This window comes from Massilia rubra (assembly GCF_011682065.1).
Taxonomy (GTDB): Bacteria; Pseudomonadota; Gammaproteobacteria; order Burkholderiales; family Burkholderiaceae_D; genus Telluria_A; species Telluria_A rubra.
This window is the reverse complement of sequence record NZ_VUYU01000027.1, coordinates 42863-67947: the sequence shown is the minus strand read 5'-3', so window position 1 is coordinate 67947 and position 25085 is coordinate 42863. Positions and strand designations below refer to the sequence as shown.

Here is a 25085-nt window from a genome sequence, read left to right as displayed (position 1 = left end):
CCTAATGTACTGTAACCTGTTTTGCAATTGTATGTCGTACGTAGACCCTGAAAAACCGGGCGGTTTTCCGGGTCAACAGGGTGTCGTACTTACTTCGATGTGCGTGCGAACGGGTTCTTACCCACGCGCAGTTCGATCCGCAGCGGCGTACCTACCAGATTGAAGGTGTCGCGGAAATGCTTCTCGAGGTAGCGCTTGTACGGCTCGCCAATGGCGTCGAGCGAATTGCCGTGGATGACGATGATCGGCGGATTCTGCCCGCCCTGGTGCGCATAGCGCATTTTAGGACGGATCGAGCCCTTGCGGCGTGGTTCCTGCTTCTCGACCGCTTCGATCAGCGCGCGCGTCAGGCGCGGCGTGGACAGGTCGGCGGTGGCGGCGGCGTACGCCGCGTCGACCGACTTCATCATCGGCGCGATCCCTTGCGCCTTCAGGGCCGAAATGAAGTGGGTCTTGGCGAACGAGAGGAAATCGAGCTTGCGGTCGATGTCGATCTTGATTTCGTCGCGCTCATCGGTGCGCAAGCCGTCCCACTTGTTCACGGCCACCACCAGCGCGCGGCCCGACTCCAGGATGAAGCCGGCGATGTGCGCATCCTGCTCCGAAATGTCTTGCTGGGCGTCGAGCAAGAGGATGACCACGTGGGCTTCCGAAATCGACTGCAGCGTTTTGACGACCGAAAACTTCTCGATCGCTTCGAACACCTTGCCGCGACGGCGGATACCGGCCGTGTCGATCAGCGTGTAATTCTTGCCGTCGCGTTCGAACGGTACTTCGATCGAGTCGCGCGTGGTGCCCGGCATGTCGAAGGCGATCACGCGCTCTTCGCCGATCAGGGTGTTGACCAGCGTGGATTTACCGACGTTCGGACGGCCGACGATGGCGATCTTGACGCCGCGCGCGGCCGGCTCGAGTTCTTCCTGGTCGTCCGGACGGCCGGCGAAGGCTTCGTTCAAGGCTTCTTCGACCAGGTCGGTCACGCCGTCGCCGTGGGCGGCGGAAATGACGTACGGGTCGCCCATGCCGAGTTCATAGAAGTCGGCCACGACGGAGCTGTACTTCATGCCCTCGCCCTTGTTGACGACCAGCATGACCTTGCGGCCCGACTTGCGCAGGAAGTCGGTGATGGTCTTGTCGTGCGGCGTCAAGCCCTGGCGGCCGTCGACGATGAAGACAACCACGTCCGCTTCGGCGACGGCCTGCTTGGTCTGCAGGGCCATCTGGAACATGATGCCTTCCTTGGCGACCGGCTCGAAGCCGCCCGTGTCGATGACGAGGAAGGGGCGTTCACCGACCCGGCCTTCGCCGTAGTGACGATCGCGCGTCAGGCCAGGCAAGTCGGCCACGAGCGCGTCGCGCGAGCGGGTGAGGCGATTGAAGAGTGTCGATTTCCCGACGTTGGGGCGACCAACTAATGCGATTACCGGCTTCATGGTGTTTTTATTCGACCGCGATAGCGGTCACTGTCCCAGATTGTGTTTGAAAGATCAGGTTTGAACCTGCCACCAGGGGAGCCGACGTAATGGCGCTCCCGTCGGTGGCGGCGCGCGCCAGAAAGGAACCATCTTCCCGTGACAGGAAGTGGATGAAACCTTGATAGTCGCCAACAGCCACGGTGCGTCCGTAGGACACCGGGGTGGACAGGCGGCGATAACTTAATTTGTCGTTTTTCCAGGCGCTCACGCCGCCTTCGCGGTTAAAGGCCGACACCGCGCCCTTGTCGTCGACGGCGAACACGAAGCGCTGGTCGACCGACACACCGACGTCGGACGAGAGTTCCTTGGTCCAGCGCGCGGCGCCCGTGTTGATGTCGAAGCAGCCCACGCGGCCCTGGTAGGACACGGCGCACACTTCCTGGTCGATCACGACCGGGGTGCCGCCGATGTCGGTGACCCGTTCGAGTTCGGTCGCGCCGCGCGATTCGCCAACCGCCACTTCCCAGCGCGCCGCGCCGGTGGCCATGTTCAGCGACAAGAGCTTGCCGCCAGGCTGGGCGACGATGACTTCTTTGCCGACCACCACCATGCCCGGCGCATTGCGCAAGGTCAATGGTGGCGAGACGCGCTGCACGGTCCATTTTTTCTCGCCGGTCTTGGCGTCCAGGCCGACGATGCGGTTGTCGACCGAGCGCACCACCACGATGCCGTCGCCCACCACGGGGCTCGACAGCACTTCGCTCGAGGCTTGCGTCGTCCACAGCAGTTTGCCTTCGAGGTCGTAGGCCAGCACGCCGCCCTTGGCGCCGCCGAAGACGAGCATGTTGCCGTCGGTACCGACGCCGGCGGTAAGGCCCGTTGGCGCCTTGATGCGCCACAGCTGCTTGCCGCTGGCGGCGTCGACGCGCGCAATGGCGCCGTCGGCACCGGCCACGACCAGCGACTGGTTCACCAGCACCGGGGTGAAGACGTAATCCTGGGCCTTGCCGATATCGAGCTTCCAGGCGGTGCGCACGGCCATCGAGCCTTTGAGCTCGACCAGCGGCGCGGGTACGTTGCCCTTGGATTTGGAGGCGAAAGGATTAAGCGAACTCAGGGTGGAGCAGCCGGCCATCAGGGCCAGCACACTCACACCGATAAGTTTCTGGGTAATACGCATAGTCATGACCTTGTTCTGGGTAACTCGTTACAGACCACTGGGCCGCTCAGGCGGCCGCTTTGGTGTCGGGCATGGTGCCGCCGATGGCTTCGAGCTTGATCTGCACCAGCGCGCGACCCGGATGCTTGGCGTCCATCGCGGCCAAGGCGGCCAGGTAGGCGCTGCGCGCTTCGGCGATCTTGTTCTGCGCTACCAGGATGTCACCCTTGCGGTCGGCCACGGCGCCGGCGAACTGCGGCAGGAATGGCGTAGCCAGCAGTTTCAAGCCTTCATCGTAGGCTTTCTCGTCGAGCAATACGCCAGCCAGGCGCAGCTTGGCGATCGACTTGTACTCGTCGTTGCCGTTGTCGACCACCCATTGCAGATGGGCCTTGGCCGCCTTGAGGTCGTTGGCCTCGAAAGCGCTCTTGGCGGCCGTGAGCGAGGTCATGGCGGCGTAGGCGCTTTTGGCGTACTTGGTGCGCACGTCGGCGGCGATGCGCTGCACCTTGGCGTTGTCCTTGGCGGTAGCGGCAGTCTGGATCTGCGTGTACAAGGCCGATGCTTCGGCCGCGTTGACGCGCTCGGCGCGCTGCCACCAGGTGTAGCCGGCGTAGGAACCGGCGGCGATGATCAGCACCACCATCAGCATGTTGCCGTACTTGTTCCAGAAGGCCTGCATCGCGGCCAGTTGTTCTTGTTCTTCGAGATCGTATGCCATGTGTTTCTCAACAGTATTAGGTCAGGTTAATCGGGGTACGGCGCAAGCCTGCTGCTTAGTGATGGTAATGCACGTGCTCGTGGTCGTGTTCATGCTCGTGGGCGCCGACGATCTGGTTGACCAGGTAGTCGACGACATCGTCGAACGGCACACTGGCCTGCTGCTCGCCTTCGGCCCCGCGCATCGACTTGACCGCCGCCGTGCGCTTGGCGATCTCATCGTCGCCCAGGATCACGGCAAATGCCGCGCCGCTGCCGTCGGCTTTTTTCATCTGGCTCTTGAAGCTGCCGGGACCGCTCGCAGCGGCGCAATGTAACACAACATCCAGGCCGGCATCACGGATACGCTCGGCCAGCACGAATGCCTGCATGCGCGCTTCCTCGCCCTGGTGCACCATATAGACATCGCATTCGGACGGATCGTTCGGTTCGCCCGCTTCTTTCATCAGCTCGACCAGGCGCTCGATGCCCATGGCGAAACCGACCGCCGGGGTTGGTTTACCGCCGAAGCTTTCGATGAGCGGATCGTAACGCCCGCCCGCGCACACGGTGCCTTGCGAGCCGAGCTTGTCGGTGACCCACTCGAACACGCTGCGGTTGTAGTAGTCGAGCCCGCGCACCAGGCGCGGATTGACGGTGTACTGGATATTGTTGTGATCCAAGATGCGCTTGAGGCCTTCGAAGTGCACCACCGACTCGCCTTCGAGGTAGTCGAGCAGCTTCGGCGCCTTGTTCACCAGGTCTTGCATGGCCGGGTTCTTGGTGTCGAGGATGCGCAGCGGATTGGCGTGCAGGCGGCGCTTGGCTTCCTCGTCGAGCAGTTCGGCGTTCGCTTCGAAATACGTGATCAGGTCGGCGCGGTGGCGCTGGCGTTCGGCGGCGTCGCCGATCGAGTTGATTTCGAGGCGGATGTTTTCCAGGCCCAGGTCGTCCCACAGGCGGCGGCACAGCATGATCAGCTCGGCGTCGATGTCCGGACCGGCAAAGCCGACCGCTTCGGCGCCGACCTGGAAGAACTGGCGATAGCGGCCGCGCTGCGGACGCTCGTGGCGGAACATCGGTCCCGAGTACCAGACGCGGCGCGGGCCGTCGTAGACCAGGTTGTGTTCGATGACGGCGCGCACCACGCCAGCCGTGCCTTCGGGGCGCAGGGTCAGTTCGTCGTCGTTCATCGAATCCTTGAACGAGTACATTTCTTTTTCCACGATGTCGGTCACCGCGCCGATGGCGCGCTTGAACAGCGCCGTGTCTTCGACGATCGGGGTGACGATCTTTTGATAGCCGTAGCTTTTCAGGACCGAGTGCGCGGTGTTTTCGAACAGCTCCCACAGCGGCGCGTCGGCCGGCAGGATGTCGTTCATGCCCTTGACGGCGGTGATCTTCGTGGCTTTTTCTTTTTTGTTATCAGACATATTCTAAAACTCTTCTGTATGTTAAGGAGTCCCGGCTTGCAAGCCGGAACCGCTGCGGCGGCAAGCGGCATGCCGCTTGAAACCCCGCCTACGCCATGAATTGCTTACCGTAAGTAGTTTGTACGTAATTCAGGACGATTGCCTGGAATTCCTCGACGATCCTGTCGCCGCGCAGGGTGACGGTTTTCTTGCCATCGACAAACACCGGCGCGGCAGGCGACTCGCCCGTGCCCGGCAGGCTGATGCCGATGTTGGCGTGTTTCGATTCGCCCGGACCGTTGACGATGCAACCCATCACGGCCACATTCATGCCTTCCACGCCCGGATAGGCCTTTTTCCATTCAGGCATCTGCTCGCGCAGATAGGTCTGGATGTTGTCGGCCAGTTCCTGGAAGGTGGTCGAGGTGGTGCGTCCGCAACCCGGGCAGGCGATCACCATCGGCGCGAACTTGCGCAGGCCCATGGTTTGCAAAATCTCTTGCGCAACGACGACTTCGCGCGTGCGGTCGCCCCCGGGTTCGGGCGTGAGCGAAATCCGGATCGTGTCGCCGATGCCCTCTTGCAGCAGCACCGACAGCGCGGCGGTCGAAGCGACGATGCCCTTGCTGCCCATGCCCGCTTCGGTCAGGCCCAGGTGCAGCGGATAGTCGCAGCGGCGCGCCAGTTCGCGGTACACGGCGATCAGGTCTTGCACGCCCGACACTTTGCACGAGAGGATGATCTGGTCACGCCCGAGGCCGATTTCTTCGGCGCGCACGGCGTTGTCGATGGCCGAGGTGATCAGGGCTTCGTACATCACCGCCTGCGCGCTCCACGGCTGCGCACGCTGGGCGTTTTCATCCATGATGCGCGCCAGCAGCGCCTGGTCCAGGCTGCCCCAGTTCACGCCGATGCGCACCGGCTTGTTGTACATGATGGCCGCTTCGATCATCTGGGCGAACTGGCTGTCGCGCTTGGCGCCCTGCCCCACGTTGCCCGGATTAATGCGGTATTTCGACAGCGCGCGCGCGCATTCGGGGAAGTCGCGCAGCAAGGTGTGGCCGTTGTAATGGAAGTCGCCCACCAGCGGCACGTCGATTTCCATCTTGTCGAGCTGCGCGCGGATGAGCGGCACGGCGGCCGCCGCTTCGGGCTTGTCGACCGTGATGCGCACCATCTCGGAGCCGGCGCGCGCCAGTTCCTTGACCTGGATCGCGGTGCCGATCACGTCGGCCGTGTCGGTGTTGGTCATCGACTGCACCACCACGGGGGCGTCGCCGCCGACCCAGATTTTGCGTTCGCCGTGCGCGACCAGCACGCGCCGGCTTAAGCGCCGCGCGAGGGGACCGGAGGGAATCGCCAGATTCGAAGAAGACATGAACGAAGACCTAATTTAGCTTTACTTGAGTTTGACTTTGGCGGTGCGGCCGTTGTCCGGCAAACTGACCGCTTCGCCGCGCAGGGTGGCGGACACGCCGCCCGGCTTGCCGACCACCAGGGTGACCGGCTCGGTGATATCGAACGTTTCGACGGTGCCGGCCTTGACCAGGCGCGACAGCAAAGGCGAGCCCCTGGCGCGCCGCACTTCGACCCAGGAATCTTCGCGCACGTTGATCACCAGCGGGTTGCTGGCCGCGGCGGCGGGAACTGCCACGGCCGCGGCGGGAAGCGTGGCGGCGGCGCCGGCCACCGGGGTCGCCACCGTCGGCGACGGCGCCGTGCCGGCCGGCGGCAGCACCGACACCAGCGGCGGCGCGGGCGCGATCACGCTCTTGCGCTCGTCCGGCTTGACCAGGGTCGTTTCCAGCGGCGCAGGCGTGCCGGCGGGCTTGTCGCCCACCAGCGGCGCCGGCAGCACCGTCACGCTCGCTTGCGAACCGGAAGCGGCGGCCGGCGTCGCGTGGCTGGCGCCGCCCAGCAGCGCGGACGGCACCAGGCCGAACTGCCAGGCGCCAGCGGCGGCGGCGACCAGCAACACGGCCGCGCCGATCAGGCCCAGCGGCAGGCGCGAGCGCTTGCCATTGGTCGGGAAGCGCACTTCGGAAAACGTGGCCGGCTTGTCGCGCCGCACGCTGCGGCTGCCGGGTTCGGTCAGCTCCGGGGTATCGAGCGAAATCATGGCCACCAGCGGGGCCGCGTCGAGCTTGACGACCTTGGCGTAGGCGCGCACGAAACCGCGCACCACGGCCGGTCCCGGCAGGTTGGCGTAGTCGCCCGCTTCCAGCGCGGTGACCTGGCGCACGGCCATTTTCAATTGATCGGCGACTTGCTCGACCGTCCATCCCATCGCTTCACGCTGGGCGGCCAGGGTCTTGCCCGGCAAACCGTGGTTGGCCGCGTTCGCGTTGCCGCCCGCTGCCGTTTGTTCTGCCCACTCTGAACTCATTGTCGATCCTGTCTCACTCATCAAATGCACCGCGCTGGAAGGCTGCGAACTCGGGCGAACCGGGATGGCGCCGACGCAGTTGCGTCGCCAGGCTCGTCTCCGATTCCTTCTCGCCCAGCTTGCGTTCGACGCGGATCGCCAGCCACAGCACATCGGCGGGCAAGCTATCCAGTTTCGCGACCGCTTTCACACGGTTGATATAAACTCCGGCGCGCACGTAGTCGCGCCGCTCGTAATAGACCCGCGCCAAGCCGGCTTGCACCGGGAGCAGGTCGGCTTCGATACGCAACGCCTGCAGCAGGTAGCGCTCGGCGGCGTCGTAATTCTTTTGCTTGATGCTGCATCCGCCCGCATTGACCAGGGCCTTGACCGGCGACTGGTACATGGGGTTTTTCAGGGCGATCTCGAACTGGGCGATGGCCGGCGCGAAGCGCTCGGTCTGGCACAGGAAGGAGCCGTAGTTGTTGTTGAGCTCAGGATTGCGCGGCGCCAGGCGCATCGCGCGCTGGTAGTTTTCTTCGGCCAGGATGTTCTCGCCCATGCTGGTGTAGATCAGGGCGCGCACGCTGTAGGCGTCGGCCATCTCGGGGTCGATGGCGATGGCTTGCTTGATCTCGTCGAGGGCGACCGCGTAATTGCCTTCCTGGTAGTAGCCGATGGCCAGCTGCATGCGGATGGCGGCGCGCTTGTCCTTGTTGGTCTGGTCGGAGGCGGTCTTCAGTTCCTTGGTGCTGCCCTGAAGGCCGGCCTCCTCGGCCGAGGAGTTGCGGGTGACGGTGGTGGTGGTGCAGGCGCCCAGCGCCGCAGCAAAGCCGGCCACCAGGGCCAGCGCCAGCAGGCGGCGCGGGTGCGCGCCCGGCGTCACGCGCGCGTTCAAGAAGTAATCTCCACGATGCGCCCGAAGTCGGCGCCGAACTTCTTCTGGTATTCAGCCATTTTTTCCATGCGCTCCTGTACGCGGGTACGGTCTTGCACTTCGCCAGCCAGCTGGCCGCAGGCGGCGTCGATATCGTCGCCGCGGGTTTTCCGGATCGTGGTCACCAGGCCGCCATCCATCAGCACCTGGGCGAAAGCCTTGATGCGCGGATTCTTCGAGCGCAACAAGCCGGACTCAGGGAAAGGATTGAACGGAATCAGGTTGAATTTGCACGACACGCCAACCAGCGGGTCGTTGACCAGGGCAACCAGTTCGCGCGCGTGCTCGTCGCTGTCGTTGACGCCGTCGAGCATGCAGTATTCGAAGGTGATGAAGTCGCGCGGGGCGAATTCGAGGTAGCGGCGGCAGGCGGCCATCAGCTCGCGCAGCGGGTATTTTTTGTTCAGCGGAATCAGGCCGTCGCGCAGGGCGTCGTTCGACGCGTGCAGCGACACGGCCAGCGCCACAGGCACTTCCTGCGACAGCTTGTCCATCATCGGCACCACGCCCGAGGTCGAGAGGGTCACGCGGCGGCGCGACAGGCCGTAGGCGTTATCGTCGAGCATGAGCTTGAGGGCGGTGACGGTCGGTTCGAAATTGAGCAGGGGCTCGCCCATGCCCATCATCACCACGTTGGTGATCTGGCGCTCGCCCTTGGGACCGGGTTCGACGCCCTTGGTGCGGCGCAGTTCGAATTCGGCCATCCACAGCTGGCCGATGATTTCGGCCACCGTCAGGTTGCGGTTGAAGCCTTGCTTGCCGGTCGAGCAGAAACGGCAGTTCACGGCGCAGCCGGCCTGGGTGGAAATGCACAGGGTGCCGCGATTTTCTTCCGGGATGAACACGGTTTCGACCGCGTTGCCATTGCCGACGTCGACCAGCCACTTGCGCGTGCCGTCGGTCGAGGTGTGGTCGCTGATCACGGCCGGCGCGCGGATTTCGGCGCGCGTGGCCAGCTTGTCGCGCAGCGACTTGGCCAGGTCGGTCATGGTGTCGAACTCGCTGGCGCCGAACTGGTGAATCCAGCGCTGCAGCTGTTTGGCGCGAAACGGCTTCTCACCCAAGTCGGCGCAGTAAGCGACGAGTTGCGCGGGATCGAAGTCCAGCAGATTGGTGAGAGTCGTCATAGTATTCTTTAATCAGTCAGGGCAAAATCAGGAAAAAACATCCCGCCCGCCCGGCGAACCAGGCAAGCGGTGTGATACAGGTCAATCAGTCAGCAGTGACTGATTAACTAACGCCAATTAACGCGAGTACACGTTCAGTGCTGGGAAGTAGTACGCGATTTCCACAGCGGCGGTTTCAGCGGCGTCGGAGCCGTGCACGGCGTTGGCATCGATCGAATCGGCGAAATCGGCGCGGATGGTGCCTTTTTCCGCTTTTTTCGGATCGGTTGCGCCCATCAGGTCACGGTGGGTAGCGATGGCGTTTTCGCCTTCGAGCGCTTGCACCATGACGGGACCCGAGATCATGAATTCGACCAGGTCCTTGAAGAATGGACGTGCAGCGTGCACAGCGTAGAAGCCTTCTGCTTCGGCGCGCGACAGGTGCATCATGCGGGCTGCGACGATTTTCAGGCCAGCGCCTTCAAAGCGGCTGTAGATTTGCCCGATGACGTTTTTTGCAACTGCGTCAGGTTTGATGATCGACAGGGTGCGTTCGATTGCCATGTGTAAAAACTCCAATAAAAAGAAAGGTTTAATGTTGGGTAACGGGACCCAATCAACCTTCGATTTTACCATACAACACCCCTTTCAGAGGGATATTGCACGGCCATCCGCAGAAGTGTTAGAGTGGCGCTTGTCAAAACACGCTGGCGCATGCGCGATTTTGCGCGTTTTTCCCGCGCCGTGCTATTCTTTTAGCGAGCGTTACTTTTTTATCAATCGGAGGCACTTATGTCAATCAGCTTGCAAGACTATGACCTGGTCGGAAGCCAGGAAGTACGTCATCGCGTACTGCGCAATACTTACTGGCTACTGGCCCTGTCGATGATTCCGACGGTGCTTGGCGCTGTCCTGGGGGTGATGTTCCATATTCCGGTGCCACGCGGCATCATCGGCTTCGTGCTGTTCCTTGCGTTTGCCTACGGTTTTATCTGGGGCATCGAAAAAACCAAGGAAACCGCGATGGGCGTAGTGGTCCTGCTGGGCTTTACCTTCTTCATGGGCATCTGGCTCACGCCCTTGCTGACCCGCACCCTGAACTTTGCCAACGGCGGCACCCTGATCATGCTGGCCTTCGGCGGCACCGCCAGCATCTTCGCTGTGCTGGCAAGCATCGCCACCGTGAGCAAGCGCGATTTTTCGATGATGGGCAAGTGGCTGTTCGCCGGCGTCATGGTGCTGATCCTGGCCACCCTGGCTAACTACTTCTTCCAGCTGCCGGCCCTGTGGCTGGCGATCTCGGTGATTGCGATCGCGATTTTCTCGGCATACATCTTGTATGACGTGCAACGCATCGTCAACGGCGGCGAGACCAACTACATCAGCGCCACCCTGAGCCTGTACCTGGACGTCTACATGATCTTCCAGCACCTGCTGGCCCTGCTGGGCATGGGCGGCGAACGCGAATAAGCGTTAGCTTCTCGGCAATAAAAAACCGGCCTGCGGGCCGGTTTTTTTACGTCCGCACCCAGCAACCTGTTTGCCTGACGACCGTGCGGACGGCGGCGCTTACACCAGGTCGAACACCGCCATCGATTCCACGTGCGAGGTGTGCGGGAACATATTGACCACGCCGGCCTTGCTCAGGGCGTAGCCCGCCTCGTGCGTCAAAATGCCGGCGTCGCGCGCCAGGGTGGACGGGCTGCACGAGACATACACGATGCGCTTGGGCAGCATCTCGGGATGGCTGAGGCGCAGGGCCGCCAGGGCTTGCACCAGCGCCATGGCGCCGTCGCGCGGCGGGTCGACCAGCATGCGGTCGAACTTGCCGAGCGCGACCAGGTCTTCGGCCGTGACCTCGAACAGGTTGCGCGTCGAAAAACTGGTCTTTTCCGACAAGCCGTTCGCGCGCGCATTCGACAGCGCCCGTTCGGTCAGGGTGGTGCTGCCTTCGATGCCAACCACTTCCCTGGCCTGGGTGGCCAGCGGCAAGGTGAAGTTGCCCAGGCCGCAGAACAGGTCGGCCACCCGGTCGTCCGGCTGCACGTCCAGCAGGTTCAGCGCTTTGCCGACCAGCACCCGGTTGATGTGATGGTTGACCTGGGTGAAATCGACCGGCTTGAACGGCATCTTCACGCCGAACTCGGGCAGGGTGTAATACAGTTCCTTGTCCAGCGGATAGAACGGCGCGGCCGTTTCCGGCCCCTTGGTTTGCAGCCACCACTGGATGTTCCACTGGTCGGCAAAGCTTTTGAGCAGCGTTTCATCGGCGCCAGTGAGCGGCGCCATGATGCGCAAGACCATCGCCGTGGTCTCTTCACCGACCGCGATTTCGATCTGCGGCATCTGGTCGAAAATCGACAAGGCGCCCACCAGCGCGCGCAGCGGCAACAACATGGCGGCCACGTGCGGCGGCAAGATCTTGCAGTCGCTCATGTCGGCGACGAAGGCCGAGCGCTTTTCGTGGAAACCGACCAGCACCGTATCTTTTTTGGCAACATGGCGCACCGACAGGCGCGCGCGGTAGCGGTAGCCCCAGGTCGGGCCGTACATCGGGCGCATCACATTGCCCGGCTTGACCTTGCCGATGTGCCACAGGTTATCTTCCAGCACGCGCTGCTTCATCGCCACCTGGGCCGACGGCTCCAGGTGCTGCATCGAGCAGCCGCCGCAATTGTCGAAATGCGGGCACTTCGGGCTCACCCGCATCGACGAGGCCTTGTGCAGCACGGTCATGCGCGCCGCTTCCCAGTTCTTTTTCTTCTTGAACGTATAAAAGCTGACTTTTTCGCCCGGCAAGGCGCCCTCGACGAAGATGACCTTGCCCGGCGAGCCGTCCTCGTTGGCGAGGTGGCCGACGCCGCGGGCGTCCATGTCCAGGGATTTGATGTCGAGAATGGTGTCTTGCATGGCGAAATACACGCGCTGGGCGTGTGCAAAAAGAGGTTGAATGGGGAAAAGGAGGAGGCGCGCAGCCGTGTCAGCCCGCGCGCATCATAGCAAGGAATCGCGCACCACGCCACGGGCGGCCATCGCCCGTTTCAGTTTGACCAGCGCTTCCTGCTGGATCTGGCGCACCCGCTCGCGCGTGACGCCCATCTCTTCGGCCAGGGTTTCCAGGGTGGCCGGATCGTCGTTGTCGAGCCCGAAACGGCGCATGATCACGATGCGCTGCTTGTCCGGCAACCGGGTGAGCCAGTCGCGCACCAGCACCGTCATTTCGTGGTGCTCGGCGCGGCTGTCGGGGCCATCGTCGGCGTCGCCGGGCAGCATGTCCATCAGGCTCGACTGGGGATCGTTGTCGAGCGGGGCGTCGAGCGAGGTGGCGTGCTCGGACAGGGCCAGGATATCCTGCACTTCCTCGACCGGGCGCCCGACCAGGTGGGCGATGTCTTCGGCGCTGGCATCCTTGCCGTTGCGGTGCTGGGCTTCGAGGTGGTACTTGGCGCGCAGGATCTGGTTCAGCTCGCGCACCATGTGGACCGGCAGGCGCACCGTGCGCGCCTGGTTCATGATGGCGCGCTCGATGCTCTGGCGGATCCACCAGGTGGCGTAGGTCGAAAAACGGAAACCGCGCTCGGGCTCGAACTTGTCGATGGCGCGCATCAGGCCGATGTTGCCCTCCTCGATCATGTCGAGCAGCACCACGCCGCGGTTGATGTAATGCTTGGCGATCGACACCACCAGCCGCAGGTTGTGCTCGATCATGGTCTGGCGCGCCGAAAAGTCGCCAGCCTTGGCCAGGGTGGCGAAATGGACTTCCTGCGGAGCGGTCAGCAGCGCGCGCATGCCGATCTGGTTCAGATAGTGCTGGGTGGTATCGGTCGAGAGCTCGGCCGCCAGCACTTTTTTCAGCTCATCGACGCTTTCGAGCACGGCGCCGGCCACCGGCACGCTGTCGGCGTCGGGGCCGGCATCGGCCTCGGGGTCGATATCGATATCGGCCTCGAGCGCGGCCTCGTCCGGGTCGTCCGGAAAATCATCCGGACCCGGATCGTCGCCCTGCTGGTAGCTCGAATGCGTCATGAAAGATCCACGGTGCCGGTGTCGGTCGTCAGCCGGCGATAATTTCTCAGCGGTTAGGCAGGAAACGCGAAGGATCGACCGGCTTGCCCTGCTGGCGGATCTCGAAGTGCAGCTTGACAGAATCGGCATCCGAATCGCCCATTTCGGCGATCATCTGGCCTTTGGTGACGCTTTGCCCTTCCTTGACCACGATTGAGCGGTTGTGGGCGTAGGCGGACAGCAGGCTGTTGCTATGCTTCACAATCACCAGATTACCATAACCGCGGATGCCGCTGCCCGCATACATGACTTTTCCGGCGCCGGCCGCCATCACTTGCTGGCCCGCCTTGCCGGCGATATCGATGCCCTTGTTCTTGCCTTCGTCGAAGGTGGCGACGATCCTGCCGTCCGACGGCCACATCCAGCTCAGTTTTTCCTCGTCCGAGGCCGCCATCGGGTTGCTGACGGTGGCCGGGGGCGGCGCCACGGTGATGGCCGGCGGATGGAGATCGGGCTTCTCGGCCACCTTCGGCTCCACCCTGGCCGGGGCGCCGCCCTCGCCTCTTTGCAGTTCGGCCAGCGCGCTGTCGCTGTAGGCGCGCTTGTCGGCCCGCGGCGTGCTCTTCTTGACTACCACCGGCGCCGGCGGCGTCTTCGGCTCGGACGGCGGCGGCATGTCGATCTTGCTGGTGACCACGCCGCTACTGTCGCCTTTGCTATCGGGAGGCGACACACGCAGCACCTGGTCGACCTTGATGTCGTTCGGGTTCGACAGTTTGTTCCATTCGACGATGTCGCGGTAATTCTGGCCATGGTCGAGCGCGATGCGGATCAGGGTATCGCCCTTGCGCACCGTGTACATGCCGCGTTCATCCTTCGGTTCGTCGGCCGAGCGCGGCGCGCGGTTGTCGGCGGCCGGCAGGCGGTCGATCACGGGTGCGGGGCGGCGGGGAGCGGTGTTACAGGCGCTGAGCAAGCCCAGGGTCAGGAGCAGCAGGGGAAGATGGCTTGTGTATTTCATTCTCATGTTATGTGTGTCGTGTTCTGTAAGCGGAGGCGCGCGCCACGAGGCGCAGGCGGGCGAACGCAGGCGAACGCTTAAGCGGTGCCCGGGCGCAGCGGCACGAAGTGGCAGCCTTCCAGGGTCTCGCTCATCCATTCGGCCTTGCCGGTGCGGGTGATCAGCTGCAAGTGCTGGACCTGCGCGCCCACCGGGGCGACCAGGCGACCACCCACGCTGAGCTGCTCCAGCAGTGCCTGCGGCACCTCCAGACCGGCCGCAGCCAGAATGATACCGTCGAACGGGGCGGCCTGGGGCAAGCCTAGCATACCATCTCCGTAGTGCAAGCGCAGATTCACGATGCGCAGGTGGCGCAGATTGGTCTTGGCCAGCTCGTGCAATTGACGAATCCGTTCGACCGAAAACACATCCTTGGCGATGTGCGAGAGCACCGCCGCCTGGTAGCCGCAGCCGGTGCCGATCTCGAGCACGCGGCTCAGTGGCTTGCCGTTGCGCAGCACTTCGAGCATGCGCGCCACAATGTAGGGGCGCGAAATGGTCTGGTGGTGGCCGATCGGCAGCGAGGCGTCTACATACGCCTGGGCCGACAGCGCCGGTTCGATGAAGCGGTGGCGCTGCACGTTTTCCAGCGCTTTGAGCACCACCCCGTCCTGCACGCCCTGCTTGGCCACGCGCGCCACCATGGCGCGCCGGATCGCGTCCGACACGCCCGTGTCGGGGCGCGGCGCGATCACCGGCAGCGGCTGGGCGCGCTGGTAAGCCTCGCTGTGCGCCTTGGACGGCGCCGCGCCCACGCGCGCCACGTAATTGTGGGCGCCGCCCTGGCCGCCCTGCGCGCCGCTGCCGGCGGCGTTGCGGGTGGCCGTTTGCGGGGTTGCCACTTTGATGGGGGAAAACGCCGCGCTGGCGCGCTTGTCCCCGGTCACCGACGACAGCGGCAGCGGAAACGTGCTGCGTTTGTCGGGCTTGTCACTCATGCCAGTGACCGCGACAGCAGCGCCAGCTGGTCGCGGTGGGTCAGGTCGACCTGGAGCGGGGTGACCGACACCTCGCCTTGCGCGGTGGCGTGGAAATCGGTGCCCTCGCCGGCGTCGCGCGTGGCGCCCGGCGGGCCGATCCAGAAAATCTCGCGTCCGCGCGGGTCGCGCGCGCGGATCACCGGTTCGGCCTGGTGCCGCTTGCCCAGCCGCGTGGCGCGCACCGTGCGCAGCGCTTCGTAGGGCAGGTTGGGAATATTCACGTTGAGCAGGTAGGGCGCCGGCAAGGCGTCGAAGCGGCGCAGCACGATGTCGCGCGCCAGCCGGGCCGCCGCATCGATGTGCTCCCAGCCGTGCGCCACCTGCGAAAAGGCGATCGCCGGAATGCCGAACAGATAGCCTTCGGTGGCCGCCGCCACGGTACCCGAATACAAGGTGTCGTCGCCCATGTTCTGGCCATTGTTGATGCCGGAGACGACCAGGTCGGGCCGGTAGTCGAGCATGCCGGTCAGGGCCACGTGCACGCAGTCGGTCGGCGTGCCGTTGACGAAGTAAAAGCCGTTGGCGGCCTTCTGCACCGACAGCGGACGGTCCAGCGACAGCGAATTGGAGGCGCCGGAACGGTTGCTGTCGGGCGCCACGACGACAATCTCGGCCACCGACGCGAGCGCGTTGGCCAGCGCTTCGATCCCGGGGGCGAGGTAGCCGTCGTCATTGCTGATAAGAATTCTCATCCCCAGATTTTACCTGAAGCAATGAGCCTCACGCTGGCCCCGCACCAACATTTTATGCGCGGTGCACGCCAGAAACACTTACTGCGTGCTCACCGGACGCCCGCCGACGGCGTCATTGAGCGCTTCCTGCAAAAACGACACCTCGTCCTGGGCGAAGGCGAGCAAGGCATCCTTGTCGTTGTGGCGCAAATAGACCTGGCGGATCAGGGCCATGCCGCGCCTGCGCAGCGGCGGCGGCACGTGGCGGCGCAGCACCGGTTGGCGCAGGCTGTCGGCCAGCGCGCGCGCCTCGCGCTCGCTGCCCGTGTCGATCAGTTCCTGCAACTGCGCCAGCTTGTGGCTGAGGGTGTCGGCGCCGCTGCTGTCGGGCGGCGCGTCGAGGATGCTGGTCGGGCGCGTGCCGCCGTCCAGGCGCGCCGCGCCGGGGCGGGCGCCGCCCTGCCCCGCATGCGACAAGGCCGCGGCCGGCGCGCCCTTGCCCTGCGCCGTCTCGGGATCGGCGCCGGCCAGCTTTTGCCGCAGGCGCCGCGCCGCGTCGAGCTCGCCCTGCTGGCTCAGGGTCGAGGCCAGCCGCAACTGGCTGCTGAGGGTGTCGGGATGGGCCGCGCCCAGGCTGCGCTCGCGGCTGCGCGCCAGCAGTTCGAGCATCGCGCGCACGCCGGCCAGGTCGCTCTGGGCGGCCATGATTTCGGCCAGCAATTCGCGCGCCTGCAGCGTCGCTGGATGGTCGGGGCCGGCATGGCGCTCGCGCGCCGCCACCACGCCTTCCTGCAGCTTGCGCGCGTTGCCCAGGTCGCCCAGCTCGCGCAGCAGGGTCGACAAGTCCTGGGCGCAGCGCAGGGTGGCGTCGTGCTCGCTGCCGAGCAAGCGTTCGCGCCCGTCCAGCACGCGCTCGTAGACCATGCGCGCGCGGCTGTACTCGCCGTGGCGGGCCAGGGTGCCCGCCTGTTCGGCCAGGCAGTCGAGGGTGTGCAGGTGGGCCGCGCCGTACAGGCGCTCGCTGGCGTCGATGACTTGCTCGTGCAGCGCCAGCGCCCGTCCGGCATCGCCGCGCCGGGCCACGGTGGCGGCCAGCGCGGCGCGCGCGGCGAGCGTATCGGGATGGTCGGGGCCGAGCAGGCGCGCGCAATCGTCGAGCAGCAGTTCGTGCAGGAACTGGGCCTCGGCCAGGCGCCCGTCGTGGCGCAGCAGGACGGCCAGCTGGGCGCGCCCGGCGCGGGTGTCGGCGTGCTCGTCGCCGAGCAGGCGCTGGCGCAGGCCGATGCTCTCTTCGAAGCAGGCGATGGCTTCCGCGGCGCGCCCGGCGTTGCGGTACAGCACGCCCAACTGGTGCAGGTCGCGCGCCAGCGGCAGCGACAGCGCCAGGTTGACGCCACCACCGAGCCGCGCGCGCGCCGCGCCGATGGCGCTGGCCAGGCGCACTTCGGCCAGCGATTGCCAGGGAAAATAGTTACCGAGAAACCAGTCGAGCAAGGTGTCGAAGGTGCGCGTGAGCGAAAAGCGGTCGGCGTCGCGTTCGCCGCCGTGGGCCAGTTGCTCGGCGCCGGCCATGGGGTGCAGCTGGGGCAGCTGGACTTCGTCGAAATAGCTGTCGAGCGAGACCCGCGACACCCCGTAGCACTGGCGCAGCAACTGTTCGATCGTGCTCTGGTAGCCGGCCACCGCCTTGTGCGGATCGCCGCGCCGCCACAGCAGGCGGCGCGCGCTGTCGGCGCTGTCGATCGCGGCCGGCAGCGGGTACACCAGCAGCGGGCGCTGCTCCTGCTCGTGGCTGCAGCGGTACTCGATGGCGCGCGTGACCACGCCGGCCAGGCCGTCCAGGCTGCGCTGGGTCGGCGTAAACACCGTCACCAGCCGGCGCGGCAGCAAGGTGGTGCAGATGCTGACCGCGGCCGAGCGCCCGCTGCGCGCGTCCACCAGCACGTGGGCGAAGCGCTGCGCCATGAACTCGCCGAAACAGCGGAACAGGGCCGGACAGAGCTGGAACAAGCCATCCCAGTCGAACTGGTCGGCACGTTCGCCGTAGCTGTCGTCGAAGTTGCCGGCGCGCATCAGGTACAGCGGTCGGCTGTGATCGACCCGCTCGACGAACGGTTCCCAGTCGACCGCTTCGAGCACCTGGCGCGCCAGCGCCATGTCATCGAAGCCGTCGGGGTCGTCGCCGGCGGCCGCGCGCGGGGTGCGCGCCGGATGGGCGCGCCCGAGCACGCGCAACTGCTCGCGGCAAGCCTGGAAATATTCGAGCACGCCGGGCCGCTCGCCACGGCGCTCGAAATAATGGTGCAGGCCGGGCGACTCGGTGTCGAAATCGATCATCAGCACCGGCACGGTGGCGCCCTGGCGCCCCGCCAGCAGCAGCGCCATGGTCGCCAGGGCCACGCTGCGCGCGCTGGCGCTCTCGAAGGAGTAAAAGGTGGTCACGTCGCCGGGACCGGAACGCGGCGGCAGGGTAAGGCGTTGGATTTCCATGTTGCTCCTCTTATTTTTTCGGAAAAGACAGATCCGGCAGATCGCGCCACTCGGGTGGGACATCGGGAAGCACGAATTGGTTGCAGTCATGGCCGACGGGCGTGTACTTTTTTTGATACTGATAATGGATGACAATCCGGTCCACGATCTTTTTGATGTCCGGCAGAAAATCCGGATGCGCTTTCAGGTCGCCCGTGGCCAACGAGAAACGCGAAAAATCCACGTAGAAACTCGATGCCGCGATCTGCGGCGGCAGGCGCACCGGGTGCATGGTCATGATCACCGGAATGATCAGATGGCTGGGCATGGCATACCACTGGCTGCGCTCGGCCTCGATGGCCTGCATCGCCGCGTACTCGCGCCGCGTATAGCCATGCGCCTCGTATTTGGGGGTGTAGATCAGGATCATGGTGACGCTCTCGCACAGGGCGCGCGCGATGCGGCGGTCCAGGTCGTCGCCGCCGCCAAGTTGTTCGGTGTCAATGAACAACTCGTCTTCATTGTCAAAATAGGGTTCCAGATAGCAGCGGATGGCATCGGACAGGGAAGCCTTGAACCGGTTCATCAGCTCGTAGCGGCCGTGGGCGTAACTAAAGAAACAGCCGTAACGGATTGCCATGTCAGCCTCCCTGTTCTGTGGTCCCACCAGCGCGCTCGCGCTGTCGACTTTAACAAGCGCGACGGACACGACCTTGCGCCCGCGCAAATGGCCGGGCCGTCCGGCCCCGCGCGCGGAAAATTGAGGCATAATCAAAAATCATACGGTCGTACTATTTTTGAATAACACTCATCGGAGACACCAATGAAAGCCGTGGTTTGCAAAGCGTGGGGGCTGCCCGACAGCCTGGTAGTGGAACAAGTGGCCGCCCCGGTGGCGGCAGCGGGCCAGGTGCTGGTCGAGGTGCAGGCGGCCGGGGTCAATTTCCCCGACGTGCTGATTATCCAGGGCAAGTACCAGTTCAAGCCGGAGTTGCCCTTCACCCCCGGCAGCGAACTGTCGGGCGTGGTCGCGGCGCTGGGCGAGGGCGTCACCAACGTCAAGGTGGGCGACCGGGTGATCGCGTTTTCCGCCCAGGGCGCGTTTGCCCAGCAGATCGTGGTGCCGGCCCAGGCCGTCATGCCGATGCCGCCCGGCATGGATTTCGACACCGCCGCCGCCATCACCCTCACCTACGGCACCTCGCACCACGCGGTGGTCGACCGCGCCGCGCTCAAGGCCGGCGAAACCATGCTGGTGCTGGGCGCGGCCGGCGGGGTCGGGCTGGCCGCCATCGAAATCGGCAAGGCGCTCGGCGCGCGCGTGATTGCGGCGGCCTCGAGCGACGAGAAGCTGGCGGTGTGCCGCGAGCACGGGGCCGACGCCACCATCAACTACGCGACCGAAGACTTGCGCGAAGCGATCAAGGCCGCCACCGACGGCAAGGGTCCGGATGTGATCTACGACCCGGTCGGCGGCGTGTATGCCGAACCGGCGTTCCGCTCGATCGGCTGGCGCGGACGCTACCTGGTGGTGGGCTTTGCGAATGGCGAGATTCCCAAGCTGCCGCTGAACCTGACCTTGCTCAAGGGCGCCTCGCTGATGGGGGTATTCTGGGGCGAGTTCGCCAAGCGCGAACCGAAGGCCAGCCTGGCGGCCATGCGCGAACTGATGGGATGGCTGGCCGAAGGCAAGATCCGTCCGCGCATCTCAGGTCGTTACACCCTGGAACAGACCGCGCAAGCCTTGAACGACATGGCCGCGCGCAAGGTCACCGGCAAGGTCGTGATATTGCCGCAGGCGTAACAGGCATAAGCGCCGTTAACGCGGCGGCGGCCGGTGGCGACGCTTGCGCGCCGCTACCCGCCTTTATCGTACCGGAAAATCAGGCCTTCGGTGCGAACGCGCTGTTGAGCACGGACTGGTCGAAACCGTTGCCGGCGTTGCCATTGGCGGCGTAGCGGTACAAGGTGGCCGCGTAGATGCCGGACAGCGCGTTATGGATCAGCAAGATGACCAGCGAGGCCAGCACGCCGAGCACGACGAAGGCGATGGCCAGGCCGGAACTGCCGACATTCACGCCCAGGCCCACGCCGGCCAGGGTGACCGTCACCACCAGCATCATCAACGCCCCGAAGAACAGGCTCATGCCGGACTGGCCGACCACGTTTTCGCCCCAGGTTTGCTTGAGCAGGGTGGCGCTGTCCTTGATCGATTCGATCGGACCGGTATTGCGCGCGACCAGCACCGGCACCACCAGGAAGGTGGCCACGGTCCAGCCCACGCCGATCAGGCCGACGATGAAGCGGCCGACGAAGCCGAGCCGTTCCTGGATGGCGCGCAGGATCACCCCCACGGTCGCGGCAATGACCGCGTAGCCGAGAATGGTGCCGAAGCGGCTGTTGGCGATGCGCAGGCCGTCACCCAGGGTGGGCGCGCCGCCATCCATGCGGATCATGGTGGCGCCCACCAGCGCGGCGTTAAAGTAAAACATCACGAAGTACTGGCTGATGTAGAACAAGAACGCCAGCGAATACCAGGCGCCGTTGCTCTCGCTCAAGCCGTCGAGCGAACTGAGGCCGAAGGCCGGCAACATGAAACACAACACCACGGCCAGCGAGGCCGCTCCCGAAATCAAGGGGAACATCAGCAGGTGGCTGTCCTGGCGCAGGACGGCGGCGCTGGCCTTGACGAGATCGAAACTGCGCTTGAAACGGTCGAACATGAGTGGGACTCCTTTGATAGTAAATACACAAGAAAATATTTCTTATGGGAATTACTGCACAAAGTATCACACCCTATCGTATCAATCTATCAATAAATTGCTTTCTTGATCAACTAATTGACGCTTAACAACAACCTTCAGCGGGCCTGCTGCGCGATCCAGGCGTTCATCTTGGTCTCGAGCAATGCCAGCGGCAAGGTGCCGTCGGACAGCACCGCGTCATGGAATTTAGCCAGGCTGAATTTGTCTCCCAGCGCGGTCTGGGCGCGCTGGCGCAGTTCCATGATTTTCAGTGCGCCCACCTTGTAGCCGAGCGCCTGGGCCGGCCACGCCATGTAGCGCTCGGTCGCGTTGCGCGCGTCTTCTTCCGTATTGCCGGCCTCGTCGACCAGGAAACGGATGGTCTGCTCGCGCGTCCAGCCCTTGGCGTGCAAGCCGGTATCGACCACCAGCCGCGCCGCCCGCATCATGTCGAGCATCAGGTGGCCGGCGTAGGCGTTCGGGTCCTCGTACAAGCCCATTTCCTTGCCCAGCGATTCGGCGTACAGCGCCCAGCCTTCGACATACGCATTGTTGCCGCCGAACTTGCGGAACTTGGGAATCGACAGCTCCTGCTGCTTGGACAACTGGAAATGGTGGCCCGGATAGCCTTCGTGCAGGAACAGCGAGGTCATGCGCGTGCTGGCGTACTTGGCCGGATCGGGAATCACGGCCCAGAAGATGCCCGGACGCGAGCCGCCCGCGGCGGCGGCAGTGTAATGGTCGGAGGCGGCATCGCGCGACAGCGGCGGCTCGGCGCGGATTTCCAGCGGCGCTTTGGGCAAGCTTGCAAACAGGCGCGGCAGCATCGGCAAGATGCGCGCGTTCAGCGCGCGGTAGGCTTGCAGCACCTCTTCCTCGGTCTTGAACGGACGATACTTCGCTTGCTGCGCCAGCCAGCGCGGCAAGCCGGCCGGCGCCCCGGTGTAGCCGAGTTTCGGCGCCAGCCTGGTGAATTCGGCATTGATGCGTGTCATCTCGGCCAGCCCGATGCGGTGGATTTCTTCCGGCGCGAGCGTACTGGTCGTTTGCGAGGCCACCCACGCGCGATACCAGTTGCCGCCGTCGGGCAGGCTGCCCCAGCCGGCGCTCTCGCGCGCGGCCGGCAGGTATTCGGTTTCCAGGAAACTGGCCAGCTTGCGTAGCGAGGGCAGCACCTGCACCCGCACCGTTTCGCGGTAGGCGCCCGTCATGCGCGCCTTCTCGCCCTTGGAAAAGCCGGCCGGCAGCGCGCGCGCCGGCGCCGAGAAGGCGCTGCTGTCGACCGTCGCGGCGGCCAGCGCCTTGATCTGCGGCAGCAGCGACTGCACCAGCGCCTTCGGCAGCACCACGCCCTGCTTGATGCCGCTGCGCATATTGGCGATCGCCGCGTCGGTCCACTGCGGCAGCGCCGTGATGCGTTTCAGGTAAGCCTGGTAATGGGCCACGGTGGCCAGCGGCTGCGAACCGTCGCCGGCGCCAAAATTGGCCAGCAGCACCGGCAGGCTGTCCATGTGGTTCATCGGCAGCAGGTAGTCCTTGAGCGGCTCGAAGCGCAACAGGTTGTTGACTTCGAAACCGAGGATGTCGTAGGTGGTCAGGTCGAGCGGCGCGAGCTTGCTGCGGTCGATCCGGGCCAGCTCGTCGCGCACCTCGTGCAGCATGGCGAACTGGCGCGCCCGCACCGACGGCACGAGGGTCATCGGCAGCAGGTCGTCGAAACGGTTGTCGCCCGAAAAAGTGGCGTTGATCGGTTCATAGCGCGCCTGCTCTTCGTAATAGCGCTCGGCCAGCCGCGACAGTTGCGCGGCCGGATTGTTGGCCGGATTGTTGGCCGCTGTCGCCTCGGCCGCCAGCGGCGGTGGCGCGGGGACCGGGGCGGGGGCGTTGGCAACGGCCTGGCCGACCGCGCCAGCGGCCGCGGTCGTGCCCAGCAAGGCGGAAAGTAACAGCGAGCGCAGCACGGTCATGGCTTAGTCCTGGGGTTCTTGAGGTGGTTTGAAAAAGGCGATCACGTCTTCCTGCAGGCGGGTGCGCTTGAACGACGGCAGGCTCTGCCACACGCGCTTGCCGTACGACTTGGAAATCAGGCGCGGATCGCAGATCATCAGCACGCCGCGGTCGGTCTCGTCGCGGATCAGGCGCCCTGCCCCCTGCTTGAGGTTGATGATCGCCTCGGGCAAGGTGTGGTGCATGAAGCCGTTCAAGCCCTGCTTTTCCATCACGTCGATGCGCGCGGCCAGCACCGGGTCGTCGGGCGGGGCGAAGGGCAGCTTGTCGATGATGACCAGCGAGAGCGCATCGCCGCGCACGTCCACGCCCTCCCAGAAACTCTGGGAGCCGACCAGCACGCCGTTGCCGGCGTTGCGGAAAGAGTCGAGCAATTCGGTGCGGCCGCGCTCGCCCTGGACGAACAGCGGAAAGTCGAGCCCGCGCTTGGCGAACTCGTCGCGCAAGCGTTCGGACACCTGCTTGACCGCGCGGATCGTGGTGCACAGGAAAAAGGTGCGCCCGCCGGCCGCCTCGATCACCGGCAGCGCGCTATCGATCACGGCGTCGGTGTAGCCGAAGGAATTCGGTTCCGGCAAGCCGTTCGGCACGTACAGCAAGCCCTGCTGCTCGTAGTTGAACGGGCTCGGCCAGGTCTTGGCCGGCTCGCCAGTCAAGCCCATCTGGTTCGAGAAATGCTTGAAGTCGTTCTTGACCGCCAAGGTGGCCGAGGTAAAGATCCAGCTGCGCGGCGTGCCTTCGCGCTGGTTGTTGAAGATCGGCGCGATCGACAGCGGCGTCTTGTGCAGTTGCAGGGACGACGAAAACGCCTCGACCCACAGCACGGCCTGGTCGCCTTCGACCACTTTCCCTTTGCCGTCCTGCTTCCAGCCATCGATCGCGGCGGCCAGCTCGACCGCGCGCACCCTCACCTGCTCGATGGTCTCGGCGCGCGCGGCCTGGTCTTCGAGCACGTCGATCATCTCGGCCAGTTTTTCCTTGAGCGTGTTCAGCGCAGGAAAGAACTCGGACGACGGCATGATCTGCGCCAAGGACAGGCGCATGATGTCTTGCGGGAAAGTCAGGCGCAGGTCGCGCGCGGCCTTTTCGACCACCATCACCACCTTGGCCCAGTCCGGGCCGCCGCGCGCATGCGCCAAGCCCTCGGCCAGCACGTCGCGGCACAGTTCCAGGATCTGCGAGGTCGACACCGTCTGGCCGAAGAACAAGGTGGCCGTGTCGGGCAACTGGTGCGCTTCGTCGAAGATGATGGTGTTCGCCGACGGCAGCAGTTCGGCCACGCCGGTGTCTTTCAAGGCCACGTCGGCGAAGAACAGGTGATGGTTGACCACCACCACATCGGCCTGCTGGGCTTCGCGGCGCGCCTTCATCACGAAGCAATCCTGGTAATACTGGCACTCGGCGCCCATGCAGGTATCGCGGGTCGAGGTGACCAGGTTCCAGATCTGCGCGTTTTCGGGCACCTTGGCCAGTTCGGCCTTGTCGCCCGAACTGGTCATCTTGATGAAGCGCGAAATTTCGCGCAGGTTGCCGACATCGTCGCGCGAGGTCATGCGCCCGTTCTGCAGGGTGCGTTCCAGATGGTAGTGGCAGACGTAGTTCGAGCGGCCCTTGAGCAAGGCCACCGAGACCGGCGCCTTGAGGGCGGCGCGCACGGTCGGGATGTCGCGCAAGAACAACTGGTCCTGCAAGTTCTTGGTGCCGGTCGAGATGATGGTCTTGCCGCCCCACAGCAGCGCCGGGACCAGGTAGGCGAAGGTCTTGCCGGTGCCGGTGCCGGCCTCGGCGATCAGGGTGCTCTGGTCGGCGATGGCCTGGGCGATCGACTTGGCCATCTCGGTCTGCGAGCGGCGCGGGCTGAAGCTGCCGACGGAAGGCGCAAGCGGGCCGCCCGCGCTGAACAGGCGGTCGACTTCGGCATCGTGTTTGCCTTCCGGCTGCGCCGGCGCGGAGGGTTCGCCTTGGGCGTCAGGAGGAGGCGCGTCGCGTAGCGCGTCGCCTGACGCGTCGCGTAGCGCGCCGGGCTCAATGAGAGGGTCGGTCAAAGTGGCATTTC

The 25085-nt window shown here is 64.8% G+C and carries 21 protein-coding genes; 2 read left to right on the top strand and 19 right to left on the bottom strand.

Annotation, left to right across the window (positions count from 1 at the left end):
- Positions 1-89: 89 nt before the first annotated feature.
- From der to ndk, 9 genes are all read right to left on the bottom strand, one after another.
- Positions 90-1433, bottom strand: coding sequence for a ribosome biogenesis GTPase Der (gene der / locus F0185_RS27820; RefSeq protein ID WP_166894064.1), 1344 nt, complete (start codon positions 1431-1433; stop codon positions 90-92).
- 7 nt (positions 1434-1440) lie between these two features.
- Positions 1441-2595 carry an outer membrane protein assembly factor BamB gene (gene bamB, locus F0185_RS27815; RefSeq protein ID WP_166894138.1) on the bottom strand — a complete coding sequence of 385 codons (1155 nt, stop codon included), beginning with the start codon at positions 2593-2595 and terminating at the stop codon, positions 1441-1443.
- 46 nt (positions 2596-2641) lie between these two features.
- The gene (locus F0185_RS27810) at positions 2642-3295 is read right to left on the bottom strand and encodes a YfgM family protein (RefSeq protein WP_167230367.1); all 654 of its coding nucleotides are present in this window, start codon (positions 3293-3295) and stop codon (positions 2642-2644) included.
- Between the two features lie 55 nt (positions 3296-3350).
- Positions 3351-4706 (bottom strand): histidine--tRNA ligase, encoded by a 1356-nt coding sequence (hisS, locus tag F0185_RS27805; RefSeq protein ID WP_167230364.1) that lies wholly within the window; start codon positions 4704-4706, stop codon positions 3351-3353.
- Positions 4707-4794: 88 nt separating this feature from the next.
- Positions 4795-6063 (bottom strand): flavodoxin-dependent (E)-4-hydroxy-3-methylbut-2-enyl-diphosphate synthase, encoded by a 1269-nt coding sequence (gene ispG, locus F0185_RS27800; protein ID WP_167230360.1) that lies wholly within the window; start codon positions 6061-6063, stop codon positions 4795-4797.
- A 21-nt stretch (positions 6064-6084) separates the two neighbouring features.
- Positions 6085-7071: a helix-turn-helix domain-containing protein gene (locus tag F0185_RS27795; protein WP_167230357.1), complete on the bottom strand. Its 987-nt coding sequence runs from the start codon at positions 7069-7071 to the stop codon at positions 6085-6087.
- A 13-nt stretch (positions 7072-7084) separates the two neighbouring features.
- Positions 7085-7948 carry a type IV pilus biogenesis/stability protein PilW gene (gene pilW, locus F0185_RS27790; RefSeq protein WP_187362668.1) on the bottom strand — a complete coding sequence of 288 codons (864 nt, stop codon included), beginning with the start codon at positions 7946-7948 and terminating at the stop codon, positions 7085-7087.
- Complete coding sequence (gene rlmN / locus F0185_RS27785) at positions 7945-9114, bottom strand: dual-specificity RNA methyltransferase RlmN (RefSeq protein WP_167230354.1); 1170 nt, start codon at positions 9112-9114, stop codon at positions 7945-7947. Before rlmN ends, pilW begins: the two co-directional genes overlap by 4 nt.
- Positions 9115-9231: 117 nt before the next feature.
- Entirely contained in the window at positions 9232-9657 is a 426-nt protein-coding gene (gene ndk, locus F0185_RS27780; protein WP_166881127.1) for a nucleoside-diphosphate kinase, read from the bottom strand.
- Between the two features lie 228 nt (positions 9658-9885).
- On the opposite strand from ndk, the gene F0185_RS27775 reads away from it, so the two are divergent.
- The gene (locus F0185_RS27775) at positions 9886-10563 is read left to right on the top strand and encodes a Bax inhibitor-1/YccA family protein (RefSeq protein WP_167230351.1); all 678 of its coding nucleotides are present in this window, start codon (positions 9886-9888) and stop codon (positions 10561-10563) included.
- A gap of 99 nt (positions 10564-10662) precedes the next feature.
- Here the strand turns inward: F0185_RS27775 and rlmD are convergent, their stop codons facing one another.
- The 7 genes from rlmD to F0185_RS27740 form a co-directional block, all read right to left on the bottom strand.
- Positions 10663-12015, bottom strand: a complete 1353-nt coding sequence (gene rlmD, locus F0185_RS27770) for a 23S rRNA (uracil(1939)-C(5))-methyltransferase RlmD (protein ID WP_370664079.1) — start codon at positions 12013-12015, stop codon at positions 10663-10665.
- 72 nt (positions 12016-12087) lie between these two features.
- The gene (gene rpoS, locus F0185_RS27765; protein WP_167230328.1) at positions 12088-13119 is read right to left on the bottom strand and encodes an RNA polymerase sigma factor RpoS; all 1032 of its coding nucleotides are present in this window, start codon (positions 13117-13119) and stop codon (positions 12088-12090) included.
- A gap of 46 nt (positions 13120-13165) precedes the next feature.
- Positions 13166-14119 carry a peptidoglycan DD-metalloendopeptidase family protein gene (locus F0185_RS27760; protein ID WP_167230325.1) on the bottom strand — a complete coding sequence of 318 codons (954 nt, stop codon included), beginning with the start codon at positions 14117-14119 and terminating at the stop codon, positions 13166-13168.
- 77 nt (positions 14120-14196) lie between these two features.
- Entirely contained in the window at positions 14197-15096 is a 900-nt protein-coding gene (locus F0185_RS27755; RefSeq protein ID WP_167230322.1) for a protein-L-isoaspartate(D-aspartate) O-methyltransferase, read from the bottom strand.
- The gene (surE, locus tag F0185_RS27750; protein ID WP_167230319.1) at positions 15093-15830 is read right to left on the bottom strand and encodes a 5'/3'-nucleotidase SurE; all 738 of its coding nucleotides are present in this window, start codon (positions 15828-15830) and stop codon (positions 15093-15095) included. The genes F0185_RS27755 and surE overlap by 4 nt, the downstream gene beginning before the upstream one ends.
- A gap of 78 nt (positions 15831-15908) precedes the next feature.
- The gene (locus tag F0185_RS27745; protein ID WP_167230316.1) at positions 15909-18299 is read right to left on the bottom strand and encodes a tetratricopeptide repeat protein; all 2391 of its coding nucleotides are present in this window, start codon (positions 18297-18299) and stop codon (positions 15909-15911) included.
- Positions 18300-18309: 10 nt separating this feature from the next.
- Positions 18310-18918 (bottom strand): toll/interleukin-1 receptor domain-containing protein, encoded by a 609-nt coding sequence (locus F0185_RS27740; RefSeq protein WP_166894132.1) that lies wholly within the window; start codon positions 18916-18918, stop codon positions 18310-18312.
- Positions 18919-19101: 183 nt separating this feature from the next.
- Between F0185_RS27740 and F0185_RS27735 the strand changes: the two genes are divergently transcribed.
- On the top strand, positions 19102-20082 hold the full coding sequence (locus F0185_RS27735; RefSeq protein WP_167230313.1) for an NADPH:quinone oxidoreductase family protein: 981 nt from the start codon (positions 19102-19104) through the stop codon (positions 20080-20082).
- A 79-nt stretch (positions 20083-20161) separates the two neighbouring features.
- Here F0185_RS27735 and F0185_RS27730 read toward each other — a convergent pair whose 3' ends face one another.
- The 3 genes from F0185_RS27730 to yoaA all read right to left on the bottom strand — a co-directional run bounded on the left by F0185_RS27730 (position 20162) and on the right by yoaA (position 25074).
- Entirely contained in the window at positions 20162-21001 is an 840-nt protein-coding gene (locus F0185_RS27730; protein WP_167230310.1) for a DUF6159 family protein, read from the bottom strand.
- Between the two features lie 137 nt (positions 21002-21138).
- Positions 21139-22989 carry a DUF885 domain-containing protein gene (locus F0185_RS27725; protein ID WP_167230307.1) on the bottom strand — a complete coding sequence of 617 codons (1851 nt, stop codon included), beginning with the start codon at positions 22987-22989 and terminating at the stop codon, positions 21139-21141.
- A gap of 3 nt (positions 22990-22992) precedes the next feature.
- Positions 22993-25074 carry a DNA repair helicase YoaA gene (yoaA, locus tag F0185_RS27720; RefSeq protein WP_167230305.1) on the bottom strand — a complete coding sequence of 694 codons (2082 nt, stop codon included), beginning with the start codon at positions 25072-25074 and terminating at the stop codon, positions 22993-22995.
- Between the last annotated feature and the right edge of the window lie 11 nt (positions 25075-25085).